This window comes from Serratia sp. JSRIV006, from assembly GCF_019968685.1.
Classification (GTDB): domain Bacteria; phylum Pseudomonadota; class Gammaproteobacteria; order Enterobacterales; family Enterobacteriaceae; genus Chania; species Chania fonticola_B.
On the sequence record NZ_CP074137.1, the window covers coordinates 5,404,364 to 5,427,651 of the forward strand.

Genomic DNA, 23,288 nt, shown 5'->3' on the forward strand with positions numbered 1-23,288 from the left:
CCTTTCACAGGGTTGCATATCCCCTTACTCAGTAAAAACACCTAGCCAAGTAGGTAATCAAGACAATGGATTGCTTCAATGACACCCTCTATTCTCTTTGTTACACCAAAGGTCTATTCAGGAGCAAGCCAAGATGAAACGTATAATCTCATCCGCCATTTTATTTAGCAGTATGCTGTCATTCACCAGTGCAGCCAGTGGCATTCTGACCGAAAAGAATCTCTCCCTCGAATTGGCTGATAAGTTGGCGCAAAGTGCCATCCAGGCCTGTAGCGCCAATAACTACAATGTTGCCGTTACCGTGGTAGACCGCGCCGGTATTCCTCTGGTTATTAAGAAGATGGATAACGCGGGTCCTCATACGGTGGAAGCCAGCCGGATGAAAGCATTTACCGCGCTGACCACCAAAAACCCTACCGAAAATGTGATGAAAAATGCCCAGACCAACGCCGGGGCAGAAAATCTGCGTGATATCCCTGGATTTTTATTGTTGGCCGGTGGCGTACCGGTGAAAAGCGGTGAAGAAGTCGTTGGCGCTATTGGGGTAGGCGGCGCACCGGGTGGACACCTTGATCAGCAATGCGCGCTTACCGCATTAGAAAAGGTGCTGACGAAATAACACGATGGGCCGCGGTTTCAATGATATACCGCCAACATGGCCCCTGCATTACGTTGCCGCCAATCGACCTGTCCCCAAAGTACGGTCTTGGGGATAATCTAAATGTGCGTTTTAGTAATGCTATCCACATAAAAAAGCCCGCTTTTATGCGGGCTATCGGTTTTTTGCAGCTTAGTGATCCTTCATGCAACGCAACTAAATATCCTACAGCAGGATACGCAGCATGCGGCGCAGGGGTTCGGCCGCGCCCCATAATAGCTGATCGCCAACGGTGAAGGCGGAGAGGTATTCCGGCCCCATATTCAGCTTGCGCAGACGGCCAACTGGCGTGTTCAAAGTACCGGTTACGGCAGCAGGCGTCAGCTCGCGCATGGTCAGTTCGCGGTCGTTCGGGATCACCCGTACCCAGTCGTTGTGCGTGGCCAACAGTTGCTCGATTTCCGGCAGCGGGATGTCTTTCTTCAGCTTCAGAGTAAATGCCTGGCTGTGGCAGCGCAGCGCACCGACGCGCACACACAAACCATCAACCGGGATGATGCTTGAGGTGCTGAGGATCTTGTTGGTTTCCGCCTGGCCTTTCCACTCTTCGCGGCTTTGGCCGTTATCCAGCTGCTTGTCGATCCAAGGGATCAGGCTACCTGCCAGAGGAACGCCAAAGTTATCGGTTGGCAGCTTACCGGAACGGGTGGCCTCCGTGACTTTACGTTCGATGTCCAGGATCGCCGAGGCCGGGTCCTGCAACTCCTTCGCTACATCCGCATGCAGCATGCCCATCTGGGTCAACAGCTCACGCATATGGCGCGCGCCCCCGCCAGAGGCAGCCTGGTAGGTGGCAACAGAGGCCCACTCCACCAAGTCATTGGCAAACAGGCCGCCCAGCGACATCAGCATCAGGCTGACGGTGCAGTTACCGCCAACAAAGGTCTTGATGCCTTTGTTCAGCCCTTCCTGGATCACCGCATGGTTCACTGGGTCGAGGATGATAATCGCCTCGTCTTTCATACGCAGAGAAGAGGCCGCATCAATCCAATAGCCCTGCCAGCCGGCAGCCCGCAGCTTTGGATAGATTTCATTGGTGTAATCGCCGCCCTGGCAGGTAATAATAATATCGAGAGCGCTTAATGCTTCGACATCATACGCATCTTGCAGCGTACCTTGCTGCTGGCCACCGAAAGCCGGGGCGGCAGCACCGAGCTGCGAAGTGGAGAAGAATACCGGGCGAATGGCGTCAAAATCGCGCTCTTCAGTCATGCGTTGCATGAGAACCGAGCCGACCATACCACGCCAACCAATGAAACCAACGTTTTTCATATTTACTGTCCTGCCTTGGAGGATGGCTATGCTCTATACCCTTTCAGGAAGGATATGAGATAGAGTTAAGTTATATGTTGTGTGCAATATCTACCCACCTTACAAAAAGTCGGCGCGAGCGCAAAGTGAATTTATTCAATGAGCAGGCAATTCTCAGTAACGCCGCTTATATCCGTCGTTTTTTCTGATTTTGAGGCCTTAAATGACAGAAATGATTGCGGCAACGGTGTTGCTGTTTTTAATTATGGATCCGCTGGGTAACCTGCCGATTTTCATGTCGGTGCTGAAACACCTGGAACCGCGCCGTCGCCGGGCGGTGGTGATCCGCGAGTTGCTGATAGCCTTGATATTGATGCTGATTTTCCTGTTCGCGGGCGAACATATTTTGGCGTTCCTCAACCTGCGCACCGAAACCGTGTCGATCTCCGGCGGGATAATCCTGTTCCTGATCGCTATCAAGATGATTTTCCCTTCGCAGGAGGGCAGCGGCAGCGATCTTTCCGCAGGAGAGGAGCCTTTCCTGGTGCCGCTCGCTATTCCGTTAGTGGCCGGGCCGTCGATTCTGGCAACCTTGATGTTACTTTCACACCAGTACCCCAACCAGATTTCGCATCTGGTCGTGGCCTTGCTGATTGCCTGGGGATTGTCGGCGGCGATCCTGCTGATGTCGAACGTGTTCCTGCGGTTACTGGGTAGCAAAGGGGTGAGTGCACTGGAACGACTGATGGGGTTGATTCTGGTGATGCTGTCCACCCAGATGTTCCTGGACGGCGTTCGGGCCTATCTGAACCTTTAGCAGTCAGGGCGCAGCAGAGATTGCTGCGCCCCGCCGTTAAGACTTAAACCACCATCGCCAACAGCAGGCAGCCAATCAGGCCACAGACTGAAATGATGGTTTCCAACACGGACCAGGACCTGATGGTTTCCATAATGGTCAGGTTGAAATACTCCTTGAACAGCCAGAAGCCTGGATCGTTTACGTGAGAGAAAATCACGCTGCCCGAACCAACGGCGATAACCATCAGCTCCGGGCTAGCCCCGGTGGTAGCAATCAGCGGAGCCACAATGCCCCCGGCGGTGATTGCCGCTACGGTCGCGGAACCCAGTGCAATACGCAGCACTGCGGCAATTGACCAGGCCATCAGGATCGGTGACACATTGCTGCCATGCATGATACCAGCAATGTATTGCTCAATGCCGCTGTCCACCAGCACCTGTTTGAACGCCCCACCACCGCCGATGATTAACAGCATCATGGCGATGATTTTGATGGAGTCGCTGACGGTGCCCATCACTTCGTCCATGGTGCGGCCACGGTTCAGGCCGAAGGTAAAGATGGCGATCAGCACCGCGATCAGCGTTGCCATTACCGGGTCACCAAAGAACTCGGCGTAAGCCAAGATCGGGTGGCCTTTTGGCAACACCATTTCCGCCACGGCACGCAACGCCATCAGGATCACCGGCACCAGTGCAGTCGCTACGCTGACGCCAAACCCAGGCATTTCTTCTTCGGTAAAGGTTTTTGGGTTATATAGACCGACTGGAACCGGCTTATCGATACCTTTCAGGAAGCGGGCATACACCGGGCCTGCCAGGATCACGGTTGGGATTGCCAGCAAGGTGCCATACAACAGGGTTTTACCCATGTCCGCATGGAAAATGGTAGCAATGGCTGTTGGGCCTGGGTGTGGCGGCAGGAAACCGTGGGTAACGGACAGCGCCGCAGCCATCGGCACGCCGACATACAGCAGCGGGATACGTGCAGAGGCAGCAATGGTAAACACCAAAGGCAGCAACAGCACGAAGCCCACTTCGTAGAACAGAGCAAAACCGACGGTAAAACCGGTCAGCACGATGGCCCATTGGATATGCTGTTTACCGAACTTGTCGATCAGCGTGGTCGCAATCCGCTGCGCACCACCACAGTCCGCCAGCAGCTTACCGAGCATGGCACCAAAGCCCATGATCAGCGCCAGACCGCCCAGCGTTCCGCCCACGCCGGCCTTGATAGAACCAATCACTTTGTCTACCGGCATTCCCTGCATGATACCAACCGCCAGAGCGACCAGAATCAACGAGATAAAGCCGTTCAGCTTAAAGCGGATCATCAGCAGCAGTAGCATGGCTACGCCGATGGCAACAATCACTAGTGGCATAATTTTTCTCCAACCCTTTTATCACTTGGCCTCTTTACGCAACGGCAGCGAAAGAAGGTGCTTTGTTTTATTGTACGACCCTATCCTGGTGGTCTAAGTAGGCAGCTGAGTACAGTGGTAGCCAATGGATGCAGATTGCAGCCCGCCACGTGGCGACATGAAAACGCCGGGCATGTTCCCTGTTCTGTGCTGTGTGATGACAATCACATCTCCATTTGTTACCCGTATCATGATACCGGTAACATGATAAGATCCGGAACCAGGTAACCCAGCAAAATTCGCATTCTGAGATAGAGATCAAACTTATGGCGGGAAAAAGCATCATCCTGATGGGCGTCTCCGGCAGCGGCAAATCCACGATTGGCGCGGCGGTAGCACGGGAAATCAAGGCAAAATTTATCGATGGCGACGATCTGCATCCACGCGCCAATATCCAGAAGATGGCCAGCGGCCAGCCGCTGAATGACGAGGACCGCGCGCCCTGGCTGCAACGCCTCAACGACGCCGCGTACAGCCTTAATCACAAGAACGAGAGCGGGATTATTGTCTGCTCGGCACTAAAGCGCCGCTATCGCGATCTGCTACGCAAAGACAATGACAATATGGTGTTTATCTATCTAAAAGGCAGCTTCGAGACGATCCTGGCCCGTCTGCAAGCCCGCTCTGGGCATTTTATGCCCACCGAGCTGCTAAAAAGTCAGTTTGAGGCATTAGAAGAGCCAGGGGCCGACGAAAAAGATGTGATTTGCGTGGATATCGATACCGACGTTGAAGGCGTAGTTGGCCGCTGTGTTGCAGCGCTAAAGCAATAAGTTAGCCGTGCTGGGCGCTGGCTGTTGCGCCCAGGTTCAGATGCTGCCACCGGGTGCCACGGTGAAGCCCACGTCCACCATACGTGGGGAAACAACCTCTCCACGCAGCCGTGCCAACAGGCGCTCAGCGGCGATCTGCCCCATATGCTCACGCGGCGTCAGCACACTCGCCAGCTTTGGTACCATCACCTGGCCGATATCGTGGCCGTGGAAACCGGCAATCGCCATATCCTGCGGGATAGATAACCCCTGGCGCTGGCACTCGAATGCCGCACCGATCGCCAAGTCATCGTTGGTACAAAAGATACTGTCAACCTGCGGATAATCTCGCTGCGCCTCGCGCAACATCTCACCACCGGCCGAATAGGAAGAAGAACGTGAGGTCATGATGCTGTAGGCTTCAAGACCAGACTCACGCATGGCCTGTTCGTAGCCCTGCTGTTTGATAATGGTGCGTTCATCCTGACGCGCGCCAAAGTACACCACATGACGATGGCCGCGAGCGATGATCTGCTGGGTCATTTGGCGGGCCGCTTCAAAGTTGTTGAACCCGACCGCCAGATCGATACAGGGTGACACACAGTCCATCAGCTCCACCACTGGAATGCCTGCAACTTCAATCATCTTCAGGGTACGTGGGGTATGGTGGCGTTCGGACAAGATCAACCCATCGATGTTATAAGAAAACAGCGACGTCAGACGCTCTTCCTCACGCTCCGGCAGATAGCCGTAGTGCGCCAGCATGGTTTGATAGTTGTGTGCATCGGTAACGCTTTCGATACCCCGCAACACTTCGGCAAATACCTGGTTGGTCAGCGACGGTAGCAACACGCCAATTGCCCGGCTGGTCGCATTGGAAAGGATATCCGGGGCACGATTGGGAATGTAGCCAAGTTCGTCCAGCGCTACCGCAATTTTTTGCTGTAAAGCGGCAGAAACCTGATCGGGATTGCGCAAATAGCGGCTCACCGTCATTTTGGTGACGCCAACCTGATCTGCAACATCTTGAAGCACCGGCCGTTTTTTCTTCATTATCACTGAACTGGCTAACCGTGAATGGGCGGCCATTTTAGCAAATAAAACGCCTTTCCGATATTGTTGGTTATCCGGCCAGCAGACACAAAAAAGGGCCCGGCATTGCACCAAGCCCTCGCCATTACTTTGTCATCACACCGGCGGCAGATCGAACAGTAAAATCTCGCTGTCTTCATCAGCATGGATAGACAGTGCTGTCTCATCCCAGATGGCAAACGCATCGCTAATACCTGCTTTGTGGCCATTGATAGAGACATTGCCATGCACCACCTGGATCCAAACGCGGCGTTCTGCCTGGATTGGATAAACCGATTGCTCGTCTTTCTTCAGCGCCCAGCGAGACAACGTCATATCCTGGAACACCTTCAGCGAACCTTCACGGGCGTCTGGCGACAGCACCAACTGGCGGCCCTGAGGCGCATCAAACATCCGTTGTTCATAACGTGGCTCCAGCCCAACCTGATCCGGAATAATCCAGATCTGGTAGAGATGCAATGGCCGATCGCTATTGGCATTGTACTCAGAGTGACGCACACCGGTCCCTGCACTCATGATCTGGAACTCACCGGCATTAATCTGTTCTTTGTTGCCCATGCTGTCCTGATGCTCCACCGTGCCGCTCAGCACGTAGGTCAGGATTTCCATGTCTTTATGGGGATGAGTACCGAACCCCTGGCCTGCATCAATCACGTCTTCGTTGATCACTCGCAGCGCCGAGAACCCCATAAAGTCGGGATCGTAATAGTCAGCAAATGAGAAAGTGTGCCAGCTGTCGAGCCAACCATGATTGGCATGACCGCGATCTTGTGCCTTACGTAAATAAATCATATTCAACTCTCCTCAACGTTTTCTACAGTCTAGACCTGACGGAGGAATATGAAAGCGCAAAAATCTCACCCCTCTGTTCAAAAAATTAGGTGGAGTTTGCCAGCACGTAGCAAAGGATTTGTGGGATGGTTTAGCCGCTGAATTTGGGCAAAAAAAAAGCCAGCACCCGAGCTGGCTAAGTAAACACTGGAAGCAATGTGAGCAATGTCGTGCCTTCAGCAAACAGTATCAAAGGTTGATACTCTCTCTGAACGCATGACAATAATAATCATTATCATTCGCACCTGTAAAGCGTTTTTTTGACCAATGGGAAATTATATTGACTCAGGGGAGTAAACGGATAATTTGGGAGGTTATTCAAACGGTAAACGCCAAAGAGAGGAAAGAATGAGCGAGATTGTAGTTCGTCACGTGGAAAGTAACGATGCTGAAGCCTTGCACCAGCTATATTCCCACCCGGCCGTTTACCGTGACACGCTACAACTACCGCTACCGTCAAAAGCCATGTGGCAGCAACGTATTGCTAACGTGCAACCCGGAACCTACAACATGGTGGCCTGCATTGACGATCGCGTGGTGGGGCAGCTGTTCGTGGAACTCAATCAGCGGGTGCGCCGCCGCCATGTGGCCACTATTGGCATCAGCGTGGATGCCGGTTACCACGGCAAAGGCGTTGGCAGCGCGCTGATGCAGGCGATGATCGATATCTGCGACAACTGGGCCGGTATTGAGCGCATTGAGCTCACGGTATTCACCGACAATCAGGGTGCCATTGCGCTGTATCGTAAGTTCGGTTTTGAGATTGAAGGCACCAGCCGCCGCTTTGCCATGCGCGATGGCGAGTTGGTGGATGCTTATCATATGGCTCGGTTTAAAACCCCGTAATCAGAACTGCTTTGTAGGTGGGGCGCTAATACCAACGCCCCACCAGTTAGACTCAGCAAACCAACAACTAACTTAAAGCCCGGCCGTTTCGCGAATATAGCGGCGTGCTTTCACAGCGTATTCAAAAGGATTGGCCAGCGCCGGATCCTGCTCGGCCTCCACCACCATCCATCCCTTATAGCCACGCTCATCCAACAGCTTGAATATCGGCCGGAAATCGATCACGCCATCCCCCGGCACGGTGAAGGTGCCTTTTTTCACCCCGTCCAGGAAGCTCAGGCGCTTGGCCTTAACCTCTGCCACCACCTCGTCACGCACGTCTTTCAAGTGCACATGGTTGATGCGCGGCAGGTATTTCTCCAGGATTGCCAACATTGCCTGTTGGCTGCCTTCGGAGTAATAGGCATGCCCGGTATCAAACAGCAGGTAAACATCGTCGTTCACCATACTCATATAGCGGTCTATCTCTTCGGTGGTCTGGATGCCCGTGCCCATATGATGGTGCAGGCAGACCTGCATCCCCTTTCCGGCGGCAATTTTCGCCAGCTCGTTATACCCCTGCGCCACCCGCTGCCACTCTTCATCGCTAAAATAGGGCTTCTCTTCAAATACCGCCTTGGTGGTGCCCTGAATGCTCTTGCTCTGCTCGGAGCAGCCAATCACTTTGGCCCCCATTGCATGCAGGAAATTCATGTGGTTAATAAACTCATCGATAGTCTTTTCCTTCAGCCCATCGGCAAAAAACGTGCTGAACCAGGCATTACAGATCTGGATCCCGCGGATATCCAGCATCGGCTTCAGCACCTTGGGATCGCGCGGGTATTTGCTGCCCACTTCGCTGCCGGTGAACCCGGCCAGCGCCATTTCGCTGACGCACTGCTGGAACGTGTTCTCGTCCCCTAACTCAGGCATATCGTCATTCGTCCAACCAATCGGGGCGATTGCCAGCTTTACGTGGTCTTTGTTCATTTTCAGCCTCAGTCATGTTGGCACTTACCGGCTATCTTTCCCACCGGCTTGGCCAAGAAAGTTATTTACCATAGAAGCCAGGACGGGCAGGCAAGGTCACTGGCACCACTTCACCACTGGTCTGCGCGGCGATACAGGCATCCGCCGCCACCGCAGCGGCAAAGCCATCCCAAGCAGAAGGCCCGGTGAGATTGCCGGCCTGAACGTCATTGATAAAGGCTTGCAGTTCAACATCATAGGCACCGATAAAGCGGTCTTTCCAGTCGACCAGGATCTCGGTGGACAGTTTGGCACCGCTGCGCATTTGCACCGCGGAAGGTTCTGGTAGCTTGGCAATGCCGGTTTCCCCCACCACCTCACACTGAATGTCGTAGCCGTATTGGCAGTTAACAAAAATTTCGACGTCAATACGGGTGCCCTTGGCCGTTTCCATCAGCACAATCTGCGGGTCTCTCAAATGCGGCAGGGCTTTGCTGCTCTTGCGTGGGAACACTACTTGCACCGAGACGTAATCATCGTCCAGCAGCCAACGCAGCACGTCTAACTCGTGAATGAGCGTATCGGTAATGGCCATATCCGTGGTGTAGGCTTCACCGACCCTTGGATTACGGTGGGCACAATGCAGCATCAGCGGTTCGCCGATCTGGCCGCTGGTTAGTACCTGTTTCAGCGCCCGGTAGCCCTGATCGTAAGGGCGCATAAAGCCCACCTGTACCAGGCGTTTGCCATGCCTGGCTTCGGCATCCACGATGTTTTTGCAACCCTGTGCCGTGACCGCCAGCGGTTTCTCGCAAAACACGGGTTTACCCACAGCAATGGCGGCCAGCACAAACTCTTCATGGCTCGGCCCCCATGACGTGACCAACACCGCCTGGACGTCTGAGGAGTTGATCAGATCGTGAGCATTGTCATAAACCTTGGCGTCCAGTTTCAGTTCGCTGACCACCTTGGCCGCGCTGTCCCGATTGATGTCATTCACCGCAACCACTCTGCTACCCTGCAACACCTGGCTGCAACGGCGGATATGATCCCTACCAATAGCACCGGTACCAATAACCCCAATGTTCAATGTCATTTTCGTTATCCTCGTGGACTGTAAACGGCAGACGCAAGGTCTGAAGTAGATCGGATTATTTATGCGCGGCGTTCTCCGCCGCACCTACGATTGCCAAGGCATTGCGTTATCAGTAGTCGCGGGCTTTATCGATGTTCTCCTGCAGCTTGCGGGCGACGGCAATAATTTTTTCACTTTCAGCCACCTGGGCCCCCCCCACGCGCCACCAACTGAGATAGTTGTGGACCATGGTTTTTGGCAGCACTTTGATATCGAGCAGAGTGGAAACCTGTTGCTTACGGGCATCTGCCAGCGCATCGATCAGCTGTTGTTCTGTAGTAATGCTGTAGGTTTTGCAACCATAGGCCGCCGCCAACATGGCAAAGTTAACCGGAACGAGCTTGCCATCCAGTTTGTTGCCTTGCGGATTACGGAAGCGGAACTCGGTGGTGTAGCTCACCATGCCGTGCCCTATCTGCAGGTTGTTGATACAGCCGTTGGTCATGTTGTCGAACAACACCACGTTGATTTTGCAACCTTCCTGGATCGAGGTGACCAGCTCAGAATGCAGCATCATGAACGCCCCATCCCCCACCATGGCGTAAACTTCGCGCTGCGGCTCCGCAAGCTTGACGCCTAACGCGGCGTTAACCTCATAGCCCATACAGGAGTAGCCGTATTCCACGTGATAGCCGTGCTCACCCCGGTTTTGCCACACTCGCTGCAAATCGCCCGGCAAACTGCCAGCGGCGGCAACGATGACGCTGTCCTGCGGTAAATGCTCATTCAGCACCCCCAGCACTCGGCTTTGGGTTAATACGGAGCCGGTTTTTTCGATAAACTCGGCAAACACCTGTTCACGATCGAGGCTGTCGTCGACTTCCGGCACAAAGCCTTCGCCGGTATAGGTCACTTGATAGACACGCTCGGTCTCTTTCTGCTGTTCGCCAAGCGCCTTGCTGATAGTGTCTTGCCAATCAGCACGATAATCCGCCTGAGCCAACAGCGGGCTGAGAGAGGCCAGAGCCGCACGGGCATCTGCCAAGACTTGCAGACCGTCCAGCTTGCCAGCATCAAACGCGCTGACGTTGATGTTAAGGAAGGCCACATCCGGATTTTGGAATAGCCATTTGGACGAGGTGGTGAAATCGCTGTAACGGGTACCGATGCCGATCACCAGGTCTGCCTGCTTCGCCAGCGTGTTGGCCGCCAGACAGCCGGTTTCACCGATGCCCCCCACGTTATAAGGATGAGCGGAAAGCACCGTACCTTTACCAGCCTGAGTTTCGGCAAACGGAATATGGAAGCGTTCAGCAAACTGCTGCAACGCCTGCCCAGCCTGCGAATACTTCACCCCGCCACCGCAGATTATCAACGGCTTGCGTTTACCCACCACCAACGCCAAAGCCTCTGCCAGAGATTCTTGGCTGGCCGGACGGCGCTCAAGGCGATGCAGCCGTTTGTGGAAGAAATAGTCTGGGTAATCGTAGGCTTCGCCCTGAACGTCCTGCGGCAGGCAAAGCGTGACGGCACCAGTTTCTGCCGGATCGGTCAGCACACGCATGGCATTAATGCAGGCGCTCATCAGCTGTTCTGGGCGCACAATGCGATCCCAATATTTACTGACAGCGCGAAATGCGTCGTTGGTACTGATGCTTAAATCGTAGGATTGTTCGATCTGTTGCAATACCGGATCGGGCTGGCGAGAGGCGTACACATCGCCCGGTAGCAGCAGTAAAGGAATGCGGTTAGCCGTGGCAGTGGCCGCAGCGGTAATCATATTGGCTGCGCCGGGGCCGATGGAAGAAGTGCAAGCGTAGATCTGCTGGCGCAGCTTCTGCTTGGCAAACCCGGTAGCGGCATGCGCCATTCCCTGTTCATTGCGCCCCTGATGCACCAGCAGATCGCCACAGTCTTGCTCCAGAGCCTGCCCCAGGCCGAGTACGTTACCGTGGCCGAAAATGGCGAAGATACCCTTGACGAATTTGGTTTCGACACCGTCTACCAGCAGGTACTGGTTGTCGAGAAATCTGACCAACGCCTGTGCCATGGTCAACTTGATCTTACCCATTTTACTCACCCTTTCATTTGGCGTTATCCCGAGCCTGCTGCAGATGGTGGTGTGCGAGCAGACAGGTGTAGCCGGTGGCGTAGCGCTGACGTCGTTACACAAAAGCAGTGATAATCTTGTCTGGGTTGTTACACACTGCTCATGCAATAAGCGGTTTGAAACGTGCATTGATTATAAACAAATATATTTTTCATAAAATATCAATACAGAAAAAACATTTCATTTTGCGATAAAGATCGCATATTACCAAACCACCCAAGCTTAAGTTATTTATATAATTCAATTGATTAAGTATAAATTCATCATCACTCTCTTTCGATCGATGCGCTCACTCGCCGATCGAACCAGCAACCATCAAGATGGCGCTCGCTTGTGCAGGAAATTTCCGCAATGTACTGTTATATCAATAATAATATGCCAGATCGGCAGGCCGTCCGTTATAGGCTGCTTTTAAATGCATCACGTTTACGGGGTGTAAATTTCATTTCGTATTGAAATTGAAATTTTTATTCCTCATACTTCGAACCATGCTTCCTACTTAGCTCCTTTACCGGGTCGCAATCGGTTTTGCTTAATGACAGAAGGAAACGGGTATGGCCACACAACAAAAGCAGCTTGATGTCATTTGCCTCGGGCGCATCGCTGTCGATTTCTATGCTCAACAAATCGGCGCACGCCTGGAAGATGCCAGCTCATTCGCCAAATATCTTGGCGGCTCCTCCGGCAACGTGGCCTATGGCACCGCGATCCAAGGGTTAAAATCCGGCATGCTGGCTCGCGTAGGGGATGAGCACATGGGCCGCTTTCTGCGTGAAGAACTCCAGCGCGTCGGCGCGGACACGCAGAGTCTGATCACCGATAAGCAGCGCCTGACTGGCCTGGTGATCCTGGGCATCAAGGATCAGGAAACCTTCCCACTGATTTTCTACCGCGAAAACTGTGCCGACATGGCGCTGACACCCGAAGATATCGATGAAAACTACATCGCATCATCACGGGCCCTGGCGATCACCGGCACCCACCTTTCCCATCCCAAAACGCGCGCAGCGGTACTTCAAGCGTTGGAATACGCCCACCGCCACGGGCTGCGTACCGCGTTGGATATCGATTATCGGCCAGTGCTGTGGGGGTTGACCTCGTTAGGCGATGGCGAGACCCGCTTTATCGAATCGGAAAAGGTGACCCGCGAGTTGCAGGAAGTTCTGCACCATTTCAATCTCATCGTGGGGACTGAAGAAGAGTTCCATATCGCTGGCGGCAGCACCGATACGCTGGTCGCGCTGCAAAACGTCCGTAAGGTCACCCAGGCCACGTTGGTGTGCAAGCGAGGGGCGCAGGGGTGCTCGGTATTTGAAGGGGATATCCCCACAGATTGGCAGCAAGTCAAACTGCATTCTGGCGTTCGCGTTGACGTTTTAAACGTGCTCGGCGCGGGTGATGCCTTTATGTCTGGCCTGCTACGTGGCTATCTTAATGATGAGGGTTGGGAGCAGGCCTGCCGTTACGCCAATGCCTGCGGTGCGCTGGTAGTGTCACGCCACGGCTGCGCCCCCGCGATGCCGACCAAGCTGGAGCTGGACGATTACCTGCAACGCGAACAAGAGGTGAAACGCCCGGATCTGGATGCCCGTCTGAACCATTTACACCGCGTTACCACACGTAAACAGCAGTGGCCGGAACTGTGCGTATTTGCCTTTGATCATCGCAAGCAGTTGGCAGAAATGGCGCGAGAGGCAGGAGTGAGTACAGAGCGGATCCCACAGTTAAAAACGTTATTGTTGGCCGCCGCACAGGCTGCAGCTGCCGAAGCGGGGTTACACGGCAACAGCGGTATTCTGGCAGATACTACCTACGGCCAGGCGGCGTTGAATGCCATTACTGGCCAAGGCTGGTGGATTGGCCGCCCGGTGGAGTTGCCGAGCTCCCGCCCTTTGCGTTTGGAGCACGGCAACATTGGCTCGCAGCTGATCGACTGGCCCCAAGAGCACGTGGTCAAATGCCTGGTATTTTATCATCCACAGGATGCCGAAACGCTGCGCCGTGAGCAGGATGAGCTGATCGTTGACGTGTATCGTGGCTGCTGCAAATCGGGCCATGAGCTGTTGCTGGAAGTCATTTTGCCAGAAGGTCATGCCGACAAAGACGAGCGCAACTATCTGCAGGTGATGGAACATTTCTACCGGTTGGGCGTTCTGCCAGACTGGTGGAAATTGCCGCCGCTGAGTGCCGCCAACTGGCAAAAAGTGGGGGAATTGATTGAAACTCACGACCCATTCTGCCGCGGGGTGCTGATCCTCGGGCTAGACTCCCCACAGGAAACGCTGAAAGCCGGGTTCGCCGCAGCCGCAGATGCCCACTGGGTAAAAGGTTTCGCGGTTGGCCGCACCATTTTTGGCACTTCTTCACGCCTTTGGCTACAAGGTGAGATCGATGACCTCGGGCTGGTCGAACAGGTGAAACAGAAATACCTGACGCTGATCGGTTTCTGGCGGCAATATCGCCCGCAGCCTGCGAGTAAAACCAGCCGGAGTTAAGCTGGCGTTGTTAATGAACCTGCCCCTTAAAGTGATTTTCGCTGCTTTAAGGGGATTTTTTTGCCCATTTTCTGTGAAGTAACGCAACTGGCGACGAAATAAATCGCTTTTTGTAGAAATGAAATGTCCACTCCATCTGTTAGAATAACCGGACAATATCTTCAGCGTATACCCAATACGCCTCAGCCAATACTGCGAGCCGAATGGATGACTAACCCAACTCAACTTTCGCTGTTACAGGACGAGATCCGCCGCCGTTATGAAACGCTGAGCAAGCGCTTGAAACAGGTAGCACGATACATTCTGGATAACAGTAACAGCATTGCTTTCGATACCGTTGCCTCCATCGCCGCACAGGCCAGCGTGCCGCCATCTACCCTGATCCGTTTCGCCAACGCCTTTGGCTTTAGCGGCTTCAACGAAATGAAGCAGGTTTTCCGCCAGCATCTGATGGAAGAAACGGTGAACTATACCGAGCGCGCACGCCTGTTCCGCCAAACCTCTACCGACGACAGCGTTGCCCCGGAAAAGCCGGCAGAAATCCTTAACGTGTTTACGATGGTCAACTCGCAGGCGCTGCAACAGTTGGCGATGCAAACCAGTGCCGAGCAGTTGGATCGGGCGGTAGAGCTGCTGAATAGCGCGGAAAATATCTATGTGATCGGCCTGCGCCGCTCGTTCAGCGTGGCTTCATATCTCACCTATGCCCTGCGCCACCTGGAAAGGCGCGCCTTCCTGATCGACGGGTTAGGCGGGATGTTTACCGAACAGCTCAGCATGGTGAAGCCCAAGGACGTGGTGATCGCCATAAGCTATTCGCCTTATGCCAAAGAAGCGGTAGAACTGGTGGAGTTGGGTGCCAAGCAGGGCGCACAGCTGATCGCCATTACCGACAGCCAGGTCAGCCCGCTTGCCGCCTTCAGCGATGTCTGTTTTGTAGTGCGCGAAGCGCAGGTAGATGGTTTCCGCTCGCAGGTGGCCTCCATGTGTCTGGCACAGACGCTGGCGGTATCATTGGCACTGAATAACGCCAAAGAGCTGTAATATTCGAAAAGGGCCGCAGTGTGCGGCGGCCCCTACCTTGTCAGTATCAATAGCTCTCGCTGTTGATCCAGGCGTGATCTTTTTCCCAGGTGAACTTCCACAGGCGTACCGGCCCCGCCATCACATTGAGATAGTAATTGTCATATCCGGCCAGGGTTGCCACCGGATGGTAACCGCGCGGCACTTTCACCACATCGCGGTTATAGACCGGCATACACTCATCCAGCGAACGATCGTCGGTATAGACACGTTGCAGGCAGAACCCTTGTTCAGGGTTAAGACGGTGGTAATAGGTTTCTTCCAGGTAGGTTTCGTCCGGCGAGTTTTCCTGGTCGTGCTTATGGCTTGGGTAGGAGCTGGTATTGCCTTCGTCGGTATAAACCTCAACCACCAGCAGGCTGTCAGCCGGTTGGCTATCAGGCAGAATATTGTGTACCAGCCGTTGGTTACGGCCTTTACCCCGCCGCTCCACGCCGACGTCTGCCGGGGTGATCAAGCGTGAAGGCAGATGTCCGTTACCCGGTGCACTGCATACCGCCAATTCCAGATCGGTTTCTGCCCGGACTTCAGCATGGTCGTGATGCGGTACATAAACGGAGTAAGGTGGAGTGCGCTCAAACGGACTCATCCGCTTACCAATGTGTGGATACTCCGCTCGTTGCGTTACCACAGAGGCAATTCCCGCCACCAGCACCAGGCAAAGCTCCTTGTCGCCACTCTCCAACCGCAACGACTGCCCGGCCGCTAACCGATAGACCTCAAACCCGACAAAACGCCAGCCGGCATTTTCCGGGGTGACGGACTGAATACGCCCCTGCGCATCCGGTTGCTGACATTTCGCAAGTAATGATGACATGACAATGCTCCTTAAATCCCGTGCTTGTGAGTGTGGCTGCAATGCATTGATACCAGCGACAACGGCCGCTATCCCGATGGAATAACGGCCTCGGCATACCTGGCTGCGGTTTAGCCCAGCGTTGGCATACTGTATTCGGATACCGTTTGCTGGCCGGTTGGCCAACGTGCGGTGGCCGTCTTCATGCGGGTATAGAATCGCACTCCGTCAGTGCCATGTACGTTAAGCGCACCGAATACTGAACGTTTCCAGCCGCCAAAGCTGTGGAAAGCCATCGGCACCGGTACCGGCACGTTAACCCCCACCATCCCCGCCTGAACCTCATGCACAAACTGGCGAGCATAGTGGCCGTTATTGGTGAAAATGGCGCTGCCGTTACCAAACTCGTGGCTGTTCACCGTATCGATGGCCGTTTGGTAATCGGCCACACGCACAATGCCCAACACCGGCCCAAAGATCTCTTCGCGATAGATGCGCATATCAGGTTGTACGTTGTCGAACAGGGTGCCGCCCACGTAGTAACCCTCTGGATAACCCGGCACCTGATAATCGCGGCCATCGACCACCAGCGTTGCGCCCTCTTTAACGCCAATATCAATGTACCCCAGCACTTTTTTCTGATGGGCGGATGAGACCAACGGCCCCATTTCATTTTCCTCGCCGCCTTGCTGCATGCCGGGGCCAACCCGCAGTTGGGCGATCAGCGGTTTGAGTTTGGCAATCAGTTTATCCGCGGTGCTATCACCAACCACGACGGCCACCGGCAGCGCCATGCAACGTTCACCGGCCGAGCCAAATGCCCCTCCCATCAGCGCATTGACCGTGGCATCCAGATCCGCATCCGGCATGACGATAGCCTGATTTTTGGCGGCCCCAAAGGCTTGTACACGCTTGCCATGCGCACTGGCGGTGGTGTAAATATGCTCTGCAACCGTAGATGAGCCAACGAAGCTCACCGCCTGAATGCGTGGATCGGTGCATAGCTGCGAGGCCTCTTCATTGCCACAATGCACGACGTTGAACACCCCATCCGGCAGGCCCGCCTCTTTCAGCAGTTCTGCCAGGCGCACGGAGGCCGAAGGCACCAACGCCGGAGGCTTCAAGACGAAGGTATTACCACAGGCCAGCGCGATAGGGAACATCCACATCGGCACCATAGCCGGGAAGTTAAACGGCGTGATCCCGGCCACAACACCCAGTGGCTGCATCAACGAGAAACTGTCCACGCCGGTGCCGACATCCGGTGAGTATTCCCCTTTGATCAGGTGCGGAATACCGCAGGCAAACTCCACCACCTCCATGCCACGGGTCAATTCACCCAGCGCATCGGAATAGACTTTGCCATGTTCACTGACGATCAGTTGCGCCAACTCTTCGCGGTGCTGCTCTAGCAATGCTTTGAAATTGAACATGATACGCGCCCGGCGCAGCGGCGTGGTACGCGCCCAGTCGGTAAATGCCTGATGGGCGACATCAATAGCCTGTTTCACCTCGGCGGCGGTGCTCTGCGTCACCCGGCGTTCAACCTGGCCACTAGCCGGATTGTGCACGTCGACGGTTTGATTACTGCTGCTCAGGCAAACCTGCCCACCAATAAAGTTACCCACGGTTTTCATGTTTCACCCTCTTTTAAGTCCGCTATCGCCACGACCTGAAGCATTGCCGCATACCGTGACGTTCATCGTGCCGTCTGCAAGAGTACGGCCCACAGGCAGATTAAATCCTGACCAGATGAATCAAACTCTATTCTATTGAAAAAAAAGTTTCAAATAAAAGTTTTTAGAAAATTTGTTTTTAGTGCCGCCGATCGCAAATTTGCCATTCCCGTAGGCAGAGCGGATGATGGCAAACGATGCTATCCGCGATCCGCCAGCTGCGTGGCCTTACGCAGTAATCTCTATTTTTTAAACAGATACACTTGCCCGCCTGGAGGAGTCAATTTTCCAATCTGCTATGCAAATCGGGCAGAACATTTGCCCTATTTATGCTCAATTTTTTGAACTGGATCTAAAAATCAATATTTCATTATTCACTAAATATGAAATAAATGTTCTTGTCTGCCAAAGGCCCCCTGAAAAACACCGCCTTGATGACAGGCACGGTTCACCCTTCTGCCTCCCTACCCCCTACAAGTCACTTAAGTAGGCAGAAGCCTGGATAAAAATCGGAGCAACATATGTCACATCAGCGTAAACACAATACTGGGTATATTCTGCGTATCTGCGGGATTGCGGCACTCGGCGGCATTCTGTTTGGTTATGACACCGCCGTGATTTCTGGCGCTATCGAGGCCCTTAAAGCCTACTTTGACCTCAGCCCGGCAGAAACCGGCTGGGCCGTGTCCAACGTAGTGATCGGCTGCGTGGTCGGTGCCTTCGGCGCTGGGCCGCTGGCCGGGCGCTATGGCCGAAAAAAGGCCCTGGTGGTCGCCGCCCTCCTGTTTACCGTCTCTGCAGTCGGTGCCGCTTTGGCCACCACCTTCACCTGGTTTGTTATCTATCGCATCATCGGGGGTCTCGCCGTCGGGCTGGCCGCAACGGTATCCCCCATGTACATGTCAGAAGTCTCACCGAAGGATATGCGGGGCCGGGCGCTCAGCATGCAGCAGTTCGCCATCGTGTTCGGTCAGATCGTGATTTTTTACGTTAACTTCAAGATTGCCAGCTATGCCAGCGAAGCCTGGCTGATTGAGATGGGCTGGCGCTGGATGATTGGCTCAGAGGTGATCCCCTGCCTGCTGTTCACCGCCTTGGTCTTTGTCATCCCCGAATCACCACGCTGGAGCGTAATGGTAGGCCGCGACGATCAGGCTTTAGCCATGCTGACCCGAGTTTCAAATGCTGAGCATGCTAAAAGCGTTTTGAGAGAAATCAAGGAGTCGCTTCGCCAGGACGAGCAGCACCGCAAGCAAAAGCTGAATTATGGCGACGTGCGCGTACGCTTCATTCTGTTTGTCGGCTGTATGATCGCCATGCTGCAACAGGTGACGGGGGTTAACGTCATGATGTATTACGCCCCGGTGGTGCTGAAAACCGTGACCGAAAACGCGCAAGAAGCCCTGTTCCAGACCATCTGGATCGGCGTATTGCAACTGGTCGGCTCGGTGATCGGCGCGATGTTGATGGATCGCTTAGGCCGTATTCCACTGATGCGCTGGGGCACCCTGGGCACCATCGTTGGTCTGCTGATCACCTCTTATGCCTTGTATACCCAGGCAACTGGCTACTTTGCGCTGTTTGGCATGCTGTTCTTTATGGTGTTCTACGCCATGTCATGGGGCGTGGGTGCCTGGGTGCTGGTTTCCGAAATCTTCCCCAACCGCATGCGTTCACAGGGGATGAGCATTGCCGTTGGCTGTATGTGGCTGGCCAACTTCGTCGTGGCCCAGAGCTTCCCGATGATCAATGACCAACCTTATCTGTTCTCCACCTTCCACGGGGCGTTCCCAATGTGGGTGTTTGCCGCCTGCTGCCTGTTCAGCTATTGGTTTATTGCCCGCTTTATTCCAGAAACCAAGGGCGTTTCACTGGAAAGAATGGAAGACGTCGTGATGGCAAAACGCTATCGCCAACCGCTATCTGAAATCGTCACGGCAGAAGATGGCAAAGCCTAAAGCCCACAAATCCAGGAGTGATGCAACATGGCCATTGCGTTAGCACGTTTTTGTATCAACCGTAAGATAGCCCCCAACCTCACTCTGGAGAACTTCTTCCGCCTGGTGAAAAGATGTGGGTTAAACAAGGTCGAACTGCGCAACGATATGTCGGGTGGCAAAGTGTCCGACAACCTGAGCAACGAGCAGTTAAACGCGCTGGCCGAAGAGTTCGGCATTGAGATCGTCACCATCAACGCGCTGGGAATGTTCAACCTGCTGGAAGATCAAGCAGCATTGCTGAAAAACGCTGAAGCGTTGCTGGTTCAGGCAAAAGCCATCCATAGCAAGGCGGTGGTGATGTGCCCACATTGCAACGCGAGCGACCGGCGCAGTGAATCACAAAAGAGGGAAGATACGCTGGCTGCACTACGGTTACTCGCTCCGCTGTTCAAACAGTACGGCGTTGAGGGCTACGTGGAACCATTGGGGTTTGGCATAAGTTCACTGCGCTCTTCCTTGCTGGCACAGGCAATCATTCGTGATTCTGGCGCACCCTATAAGATAGTGCTGGATACGTTCCACCACTATCTGAGCGACGTAGCACAACCAGAGTTTGATGCTCAGATCCGGGTTGAGCAGATTGGTTTGGTGCATCTCTCTGACGTTGAGGATCCGCTCGTCAAAGGCGCATTAAGCGATGAACAACGCATTATGCTGAGCGATAAAGATCGGTTGGCAAGCGTAGCCCAGGTACAGAACCTGGAACGTTTGGGCTACCGGGGGATCTATGCCTTCGAGCCGTTCTCGTCACAGCTAAACACCTGGACAGAGGGCGATATCGAACGCGAGATACGCCACAGTATTGCATTGCTGCAAGGATAAACGCACAAGCTGCCCGTAGGCTACAGAGAGCCTCGCTTTACACATACTGCGTAGGGCGAGAAGTGCCTATTTGAGCGTATGAACCACCAGTTGCTCACGCTGGTTGTAGAACTTCCTATAAGCCAGATAGCAGGCGATGATGGTTGACAGGCTGGCGGTAGAAAGCAGCATAAATGTCACCATAATCTGATACTTGATGGCTTTTACCGGATCGATACCAGCAAAGATCAAACCGGACATCATTCCTGGCAGGCTTACCAGACCAACCGTTTTAGCGGAGTCTATCGTCGGGATCAGCGATGCACGAATACTGTCACGGATCAGAGCCGCAGAAGCGAATTTGGGGGATGCTCCCAGGCTGAGCATTTCCTGGATCTTCTGCTGTTGGTCTTTAAAACGTTGCCCAAGGTTGTTGTAGCACAGACCCACCGCCACCATCGCGTTGCCAGCAATCATGCCGGAAATGGGGATCACCTGCATTGGCGTAAAGGCAATCGAGCCGCTCAGTACCAGCACTACCAGCGTCAACGTCGCCCCTGCAGTAATGGCAATAAACGAAATGGTAAACGCGTTATCGATATACTTACTGCGCTTTTTCGCGTTATATGCTGCATTGAAGCAGATAAACAGCACCATCAACACCGTTAATAGTCCATTATCCAAATCAAAGATATATTTTAAAACGTAGCCGACGATAACCAACTGTACCACCGCACGGCAAATGCTCCAGATAATGTCTTTTTCCAGTGCCAGCTTCTCTTTGTGGCTGATCAGAATGGCGACAATCACCAGGAGCATCGACAAGCCTAATGATTCGTTGGTGATATTATGCTGACTCATGAGCTTTCTCCTGGCTATCGATGCGGCTCAGCGGCAGGGTGATCACCTCGTCCGCATGCGCAATTTCATCCTTATCGTGTGTAACCCATAGTACCCCCAGACCTTGCTCGGCCACCAGGCGGCGGATCAACTCATTGACGTTACGTTTGTTATCTTCATCCAGAGCACTGGTGATCTCATCAAGCAGCAGTACCTTTGGCATAAATTGCAGATTTCTGATCAAGGAAATACGTTGTTTCTCACCGCCGGAGAGCTCGTTGATACCTTTTTTCAACATGCTATCCGGCAAGGCCAACAGTGTCAGATCCTGGCGGATTTTCTTCTCATCGGGTTTCAGTTTACGAATTTGATAGGGTAACGCGAGGTTATCGTAGACGGTGTCACCAAACAGGGCTGGCGTTTGGAAGCAGTAAGAAACCTGCTTGCGGTACTCTTCTGGGGCAACGTCATCAATATTTTTACCGTTGAAAATGATGTTGCCACGAGTTGGGCTAAGCAATGAGGAAACGATCTTCAACAAAGTACTCTTGCCACACCCCGAAGGCCCGGTGATCAACTTAAATTCGCCCGACTTCAGGGTGAAAGAAACGGCATCCAGAATAACCTGCTCGTCAATTTGATAATGGATGCCTTCCAATACCAGTAATTCATTACTGCCCTTCATGCTCACTCCGGCTTGTTGCGCGACTCTCCTCTTTCAGCGGCGAACTGCTGGCTGCCAGCTGAAATCCATGAGGGTATTTTCTGCCAGTAAAAAAATTCAGGCAAGTTGTTAATCGCTCTGCAAACCGGCCAGCTCAGCGCATGTGGAGAGCGGTTGATGCAGTATAGAACCAAGCTGAATAAAATGTTGCTGAGCCGAGAGGAGTCAAGGTCGCTCTTGGCACATTAATAATACTACGCATGTACGGCTGGCCGTGTTAATAATGTAGTAGTTTAGCCCCATTCGCCCCCAACGGCACGATAATAGGTATACGTGTAAAAGCAATTAATAATACTTTCTGCGGAAATAGAATTATATCGATAAAATACCCGGGCGTTCTACCCTATATTGGCCCTCCCCCCTTATCCAACAGCATAAGTTCAAAGTACGGTGAAATAAATAGCTCGTTAATAATGAGCCGGTACCATACGAACCAAAAAGCAACCCCTCGCTAAAATACAAGGGGTAGAGATGGAACTGTCAGGGTTCGATTTGCGCACGTAAATACGCCAGTGCGCTTTGGCTGTAGCTCTCCCCTTGAGTCAATTTGTTGATCCGGCCCTGGGCCTCCAGCACCATACCAAGACGATGTAATTCCTGATGCTGCGGAAGTACATCGGCAAACGCATTAAGCAGGATGATTGACGGCATGATTTTTTCTGCGCAAGTGCCTACTGCGCCAGGTTCATCCCCCCTGGCCGGACAGGGCAGGCTGTCCGAATGGCGATGTTGGCATGCCTGTAACAAGGTAATTGCCTGTTGAATTTCATGACTCCATGGCATAACCACTTTCCTCTGAGACTGATTGCCTTGCCTAGATATGATTAATAATCAGCACGTTAACATGCATTAACGACTAACAACAAACCACAAACGCCCCTAACCAAGCTGGCCCTATACAAGATAGGTTTTTCCGGCCATGGTTTATTGATATAGGTCACATTGCATAAAGATCGCCAAATTTTTATATCCCGTCAATGGCTAAGATAATTCGCAGAATTTCTATAACGCCACATTTTTCACTTAGAAAAGATAAAATTCCTACTGCGAAATCTATCTATCCCTAACCTAAATTGGGTAAAAAAAACCAGACT

Annotated in this window: 20 protein-coding genes; 8 read left to right on the forward strand and 12 right to left on the reverse strand. The window is 53.3% G+C overall.

Annotation, left to right across the window (positions count from 1 at the left end; genetic code table 11):
• The first annotated feature begins 133 nt into the window (after nucleotides 1-133).
• Nucleotides 134-619 carry a heme-binding protein gene (locus tag KGP16_RS25015; RefSeq protein ID WP_021807430.1) on the forward strand — a complete coding sequence of 162 codons (486 nt, stop codon included), beginning with the start codon at nucleotides 134-136 and terminating at the stop codon, nucleotides 617-619.
• A gap of 204 nt (nucleotides 620-823) precedes the next feature.
• On the opposite strand, the gene asd is transcribed toward KGP16_RS25015, so the two are convergent.
• Nucleotides 824-1,930: an aspartate-semialdehyde dehydrogenase gene (gene asd / locus KGP16_RS25020; RefSeq protein WP_021181748.1), complete on the reverse strand. Its 1,107-nt coding sequence runs from the start codon at nucleotides 1,928-1,930 to the stop codon at nucleotides 824-826.
• 202 nt (nucleotides 1,931-2,132) lie between these two features.
• Between asd and KGP16_RS25025 the strand changes: the two genes are divergently transcribed.
• Complete coding sequence (locus KGP16_RS25025; protein ID WP_181817540.1) at nucleotides 2,133-2,726, forward strand: YhgN family NAAT transporter; 594 nt, start codon at nucleotides 2,133-2,135, stop codon at nucleotides 2,724-2,726.
• Between the two features lie 43 nt (nucleotides 2,727-2,769).
• Here the strand turns inward: KGP16_RS25025 and gntT are convergent, their stop codons facing one another.
• Nucleotides 2,770-4,086, reverse strand: a complete 1,317-nt coding sequence (gntT, locus tag KGP16_RS25030; RefSeq protein WP_021807428.1) for a gluconate transporter — start codon at nucleotides 4,084-4,086, stop codon at nucleotides 2,770-2,772.
• A 305-nt stretch (nucleotides 4,087-4,391) separates the two neighbouring features.
• On the opposite strand from gntT, the gene KGP16_RS25035 reads away from it, so the two are divergent.
• Nucleotides 4,392-4,898 (forward strand): gluconokinase, encoded by a 507-nt coding sequence (locus tag KGP16_RS25035; RefSeq protein WP_021807427.1) that lies wholly within the window; start codon nucleotides 4,392-4,394, stop codon nucleotides 4,896-4,898.
• Nucleotides 4,899-4,934: 36 nt separating this feature from the next.
• Here KGP16_RS25035 and gntR read toward each other — a convergent pair whose 3' ends face one another.
• Together gntR and KGP16_RS25045 are read right to left on the reverse strand one after the other, a co-directional pair.
• Nucleotides 4,935-5,930, reverse strand: coding sequence for a gluconate operon transcriptional repressor GntR (gntR, locus tag KGP16_RS25040; RefSeq protein ID WP_071681484.1), 996 nt, complete (start codon nucleotides 5,928-5,930; stop codon nucleotides 4,935-4,937).
• Nucleotides 5,931-6,065: 135 nt separating this feature from the next.
• Complete coding sequence (locus KGP16_RS25045) at nucleotides 6,066-6,761, reverse strand: pirin family protein (protein ID WP_021807425.1); 696 nt, start codon at nucleotides 6,759-6,761, stop codon at nucleotides 6,066-6,068.
• Between the two features lie 387 nt (nucleotides 6,762-7,148).
• Between KGP16_RS25045 and KGP16_RS25050 the strand changes: the two genes are divergently transcribed.
• Entirely contained in the window at nucleotides 7,149-7,646 is a 498-nt protein-coding gene (locus tag KGP16_RS25050) for a GNAT family N-acetyltransferase (RefSeq protein ID WP_021807423.1), read from the forward strand.
• A 72-nt stretch (nucleotides 7,647-7,718) separates the two neighbouring features.
• On the opposite strand, the gene iolE is transcribed toward KGP16_RS25050, so the two are convergent.
• The 3 genes from iolE to iolD all read right to left on the reverse strand — a co-directional run bounded on the left by iolE (nucleotide 7,719) and on the right by iolD (nucleotide 11,740).
• Complete coding sequence (gene iolE / locus KGP16_RS25055) at nucleotides 7,719-8,615, reverse strand: myo-inosose-2 dehydratase (RefSeq protein WP_021807422.1); 897 nt, start codon at nucleotides 8,613-8,615, stop codon at nucleotides 7,719-7,721.
• Nucleotides 8,616-8,676: 61 nt separating this feature from the next.
• Nucleotides 8,677-9,690 carry a Gfo/Idh/MocA family protein gene (locus tag KGP16_RS25060; RefSeq protein ID WP_059199437.1) on the reverse strand — a complete coding sequence of 338 codons (1,014 nt, stop codon included), beginning with the start codon at nucleotides 9,688-9,690 and terminating at the stop codon, nucleotides 8,677-8,679.
• A 109-nt stretch (nucleotides 9,691-9,799) separates the two neighbouring features.
• A complete protein-coding gene (gene iolD / locus KGP16_RS25065; RefSeq protein ID WP_223500506.1) occupies nucleotides 9,800-11,740 on the reverse strand; it encodes a 3D-(3,5/4)-trihydroxycyclohexane-1,2-dione acylhydrolase (decyclizing) in 1,941 nt (646 codons plus the stop codon).
• Between the two features lie 593 nt (nucleotides 11,741-12,333).
• On the opposite strand from iolD, the gene iolC reads away from it, so the two are divergent.
• Both iolC and KGP16_RS25075 read left to right on the forward strand, forming a co-directional pair.
• Complete coding sequence (gene iolC, locus KGP16_RS25070; protein WP_218520169.1) at nucleotides 12,334-14,274, forward strand: 5-dehydro-2-deoxygluconokinase; 1,941 nt, start codon at nucleotides 12,334-12,336, stop codon at nucleotides 14,272-14,274.
• Nucleotides 14,275-14,481: 207 nt separating this feature from the next.
• Entirely contained in the window at nucleotides 14,482-15,318 is an 837-nt protein-coding gene (locus tag KGP16_RS25075) for a MurR/RpiR family transcriptional regulator (RefSeq protein WP_021807418.1), read from the forward strand.
• A gap of 46 nt (nucleotides 15,319-15,364) precedes the next feature.
• Here KGP16_RS25075 and iolB read toward each other — a convergent pair whose 3' ends face one another.
• Both iolB and KGP16_RS25085 read right to left on the reverse strand, forming a co-directional pair.
• Nucleotides 15,365-16,174, reverse strand: a complete 810-nt coding sequence (gene iolB / locus KGP16_RS25080) for a 5-deoxy-glucuronate isomerase (protein ID WP_021807417.1) — start codon at nucleotides 16,172-16,174, stop codon at nucleotides 15,365-15,367.
• Nucleotides 16,175-16,284: 110 nt separating this feature from the next.
• Complete coding sequence (locus KGP16_RS25085) at nucleotides 16,285-17,790, reverse strand: CoA-acylating methylmalonate-semialdehyde dehydrogenase (RefSeq protein WP_024482786.1); 1,506 nt, start codon at nucleotides 17,788-17,790, stop codon at nucleotides 16,285-16,287.
• 560 nt (nucleotides 17,791-18,350) lie between these two features.
• On the opposite strand from KGP16_RS25085, the gene KGP16_RS25090 reads away from it, so the two are divergent.
• Together KGP16_RS25090 and KGP16_RS25095 are read left to right on the forward strand one after the other, a co-directional pair.
• A complete protein-coding gene (locus tag KGP16_RS25090; RefSeq protein ID WP_021807415.1) occupies nucleotides 18,351-19,787 on the forward strand; it encodes a sugar porter family MFS transporter in 1,437 nt (478 codons plus the stop codon).
• Nucleotides 19,788-19,814: 27 nt separating this feature from the next.
• Nucleotides 19,815-20,651, forward strand: a complete 837-nt coding sequence (locus KGP16_RS25095) for a TIM barrel protein (protein WP_223500507.1) — start codon at nucleotides 19,815-19,817, stop codon at nucleotides 20,649-20,651.
• Between the two features lie 66 nt (nucleotides 20,652-20,717).
• On the opposite strand, the gene fetB is transcribed toward KGP16_RS25095, so the two are convergent.
• The 3 genes from fetB to KGP16_RS25110 form a co-directional block, all read right to left on the reverse strand.
• A complete protein-coding gene (gene fetB, locus KGP16_RS25100; protein WP_021807413.1) occupies nucleotides 20,718-21,491 on the reverse strand; it encodes an iron export ABC transporter permease subunit FetB in 774 nt (257 codons plus the stop codon).
• Complete coding sequence (fetA, locus tag KGP16_RS25105; RefSeq protein WP_021181766.1) at nucleotides 21,478-22,155, reverse strand: iron ABC transporter ATP-binding protein FetA; 678 nt, start codon at nucleotides 22,153-22,155, stop codon at nucleotides 21,478-21,480. The genes fetB and fetA overlap by 14 nt, the downstream gene beginning before the upstream one ends.
• 519 nt (nucleotides 22,156-22,674) lie before the next feature.
• Complete coding sequence (locus KGP16_RS25110) at nucleotides 22,675-22,977, reverse strand: hypothetical protein (protein ID WP_094982411.1); 303 nt, start codon at nucleotides 22,975-22,977, stop codon at nucleotides 22,675-22,677.
• Between the last annotated feature and the right edge of the window lie 311 nt (nucleotides 22,978-23,288).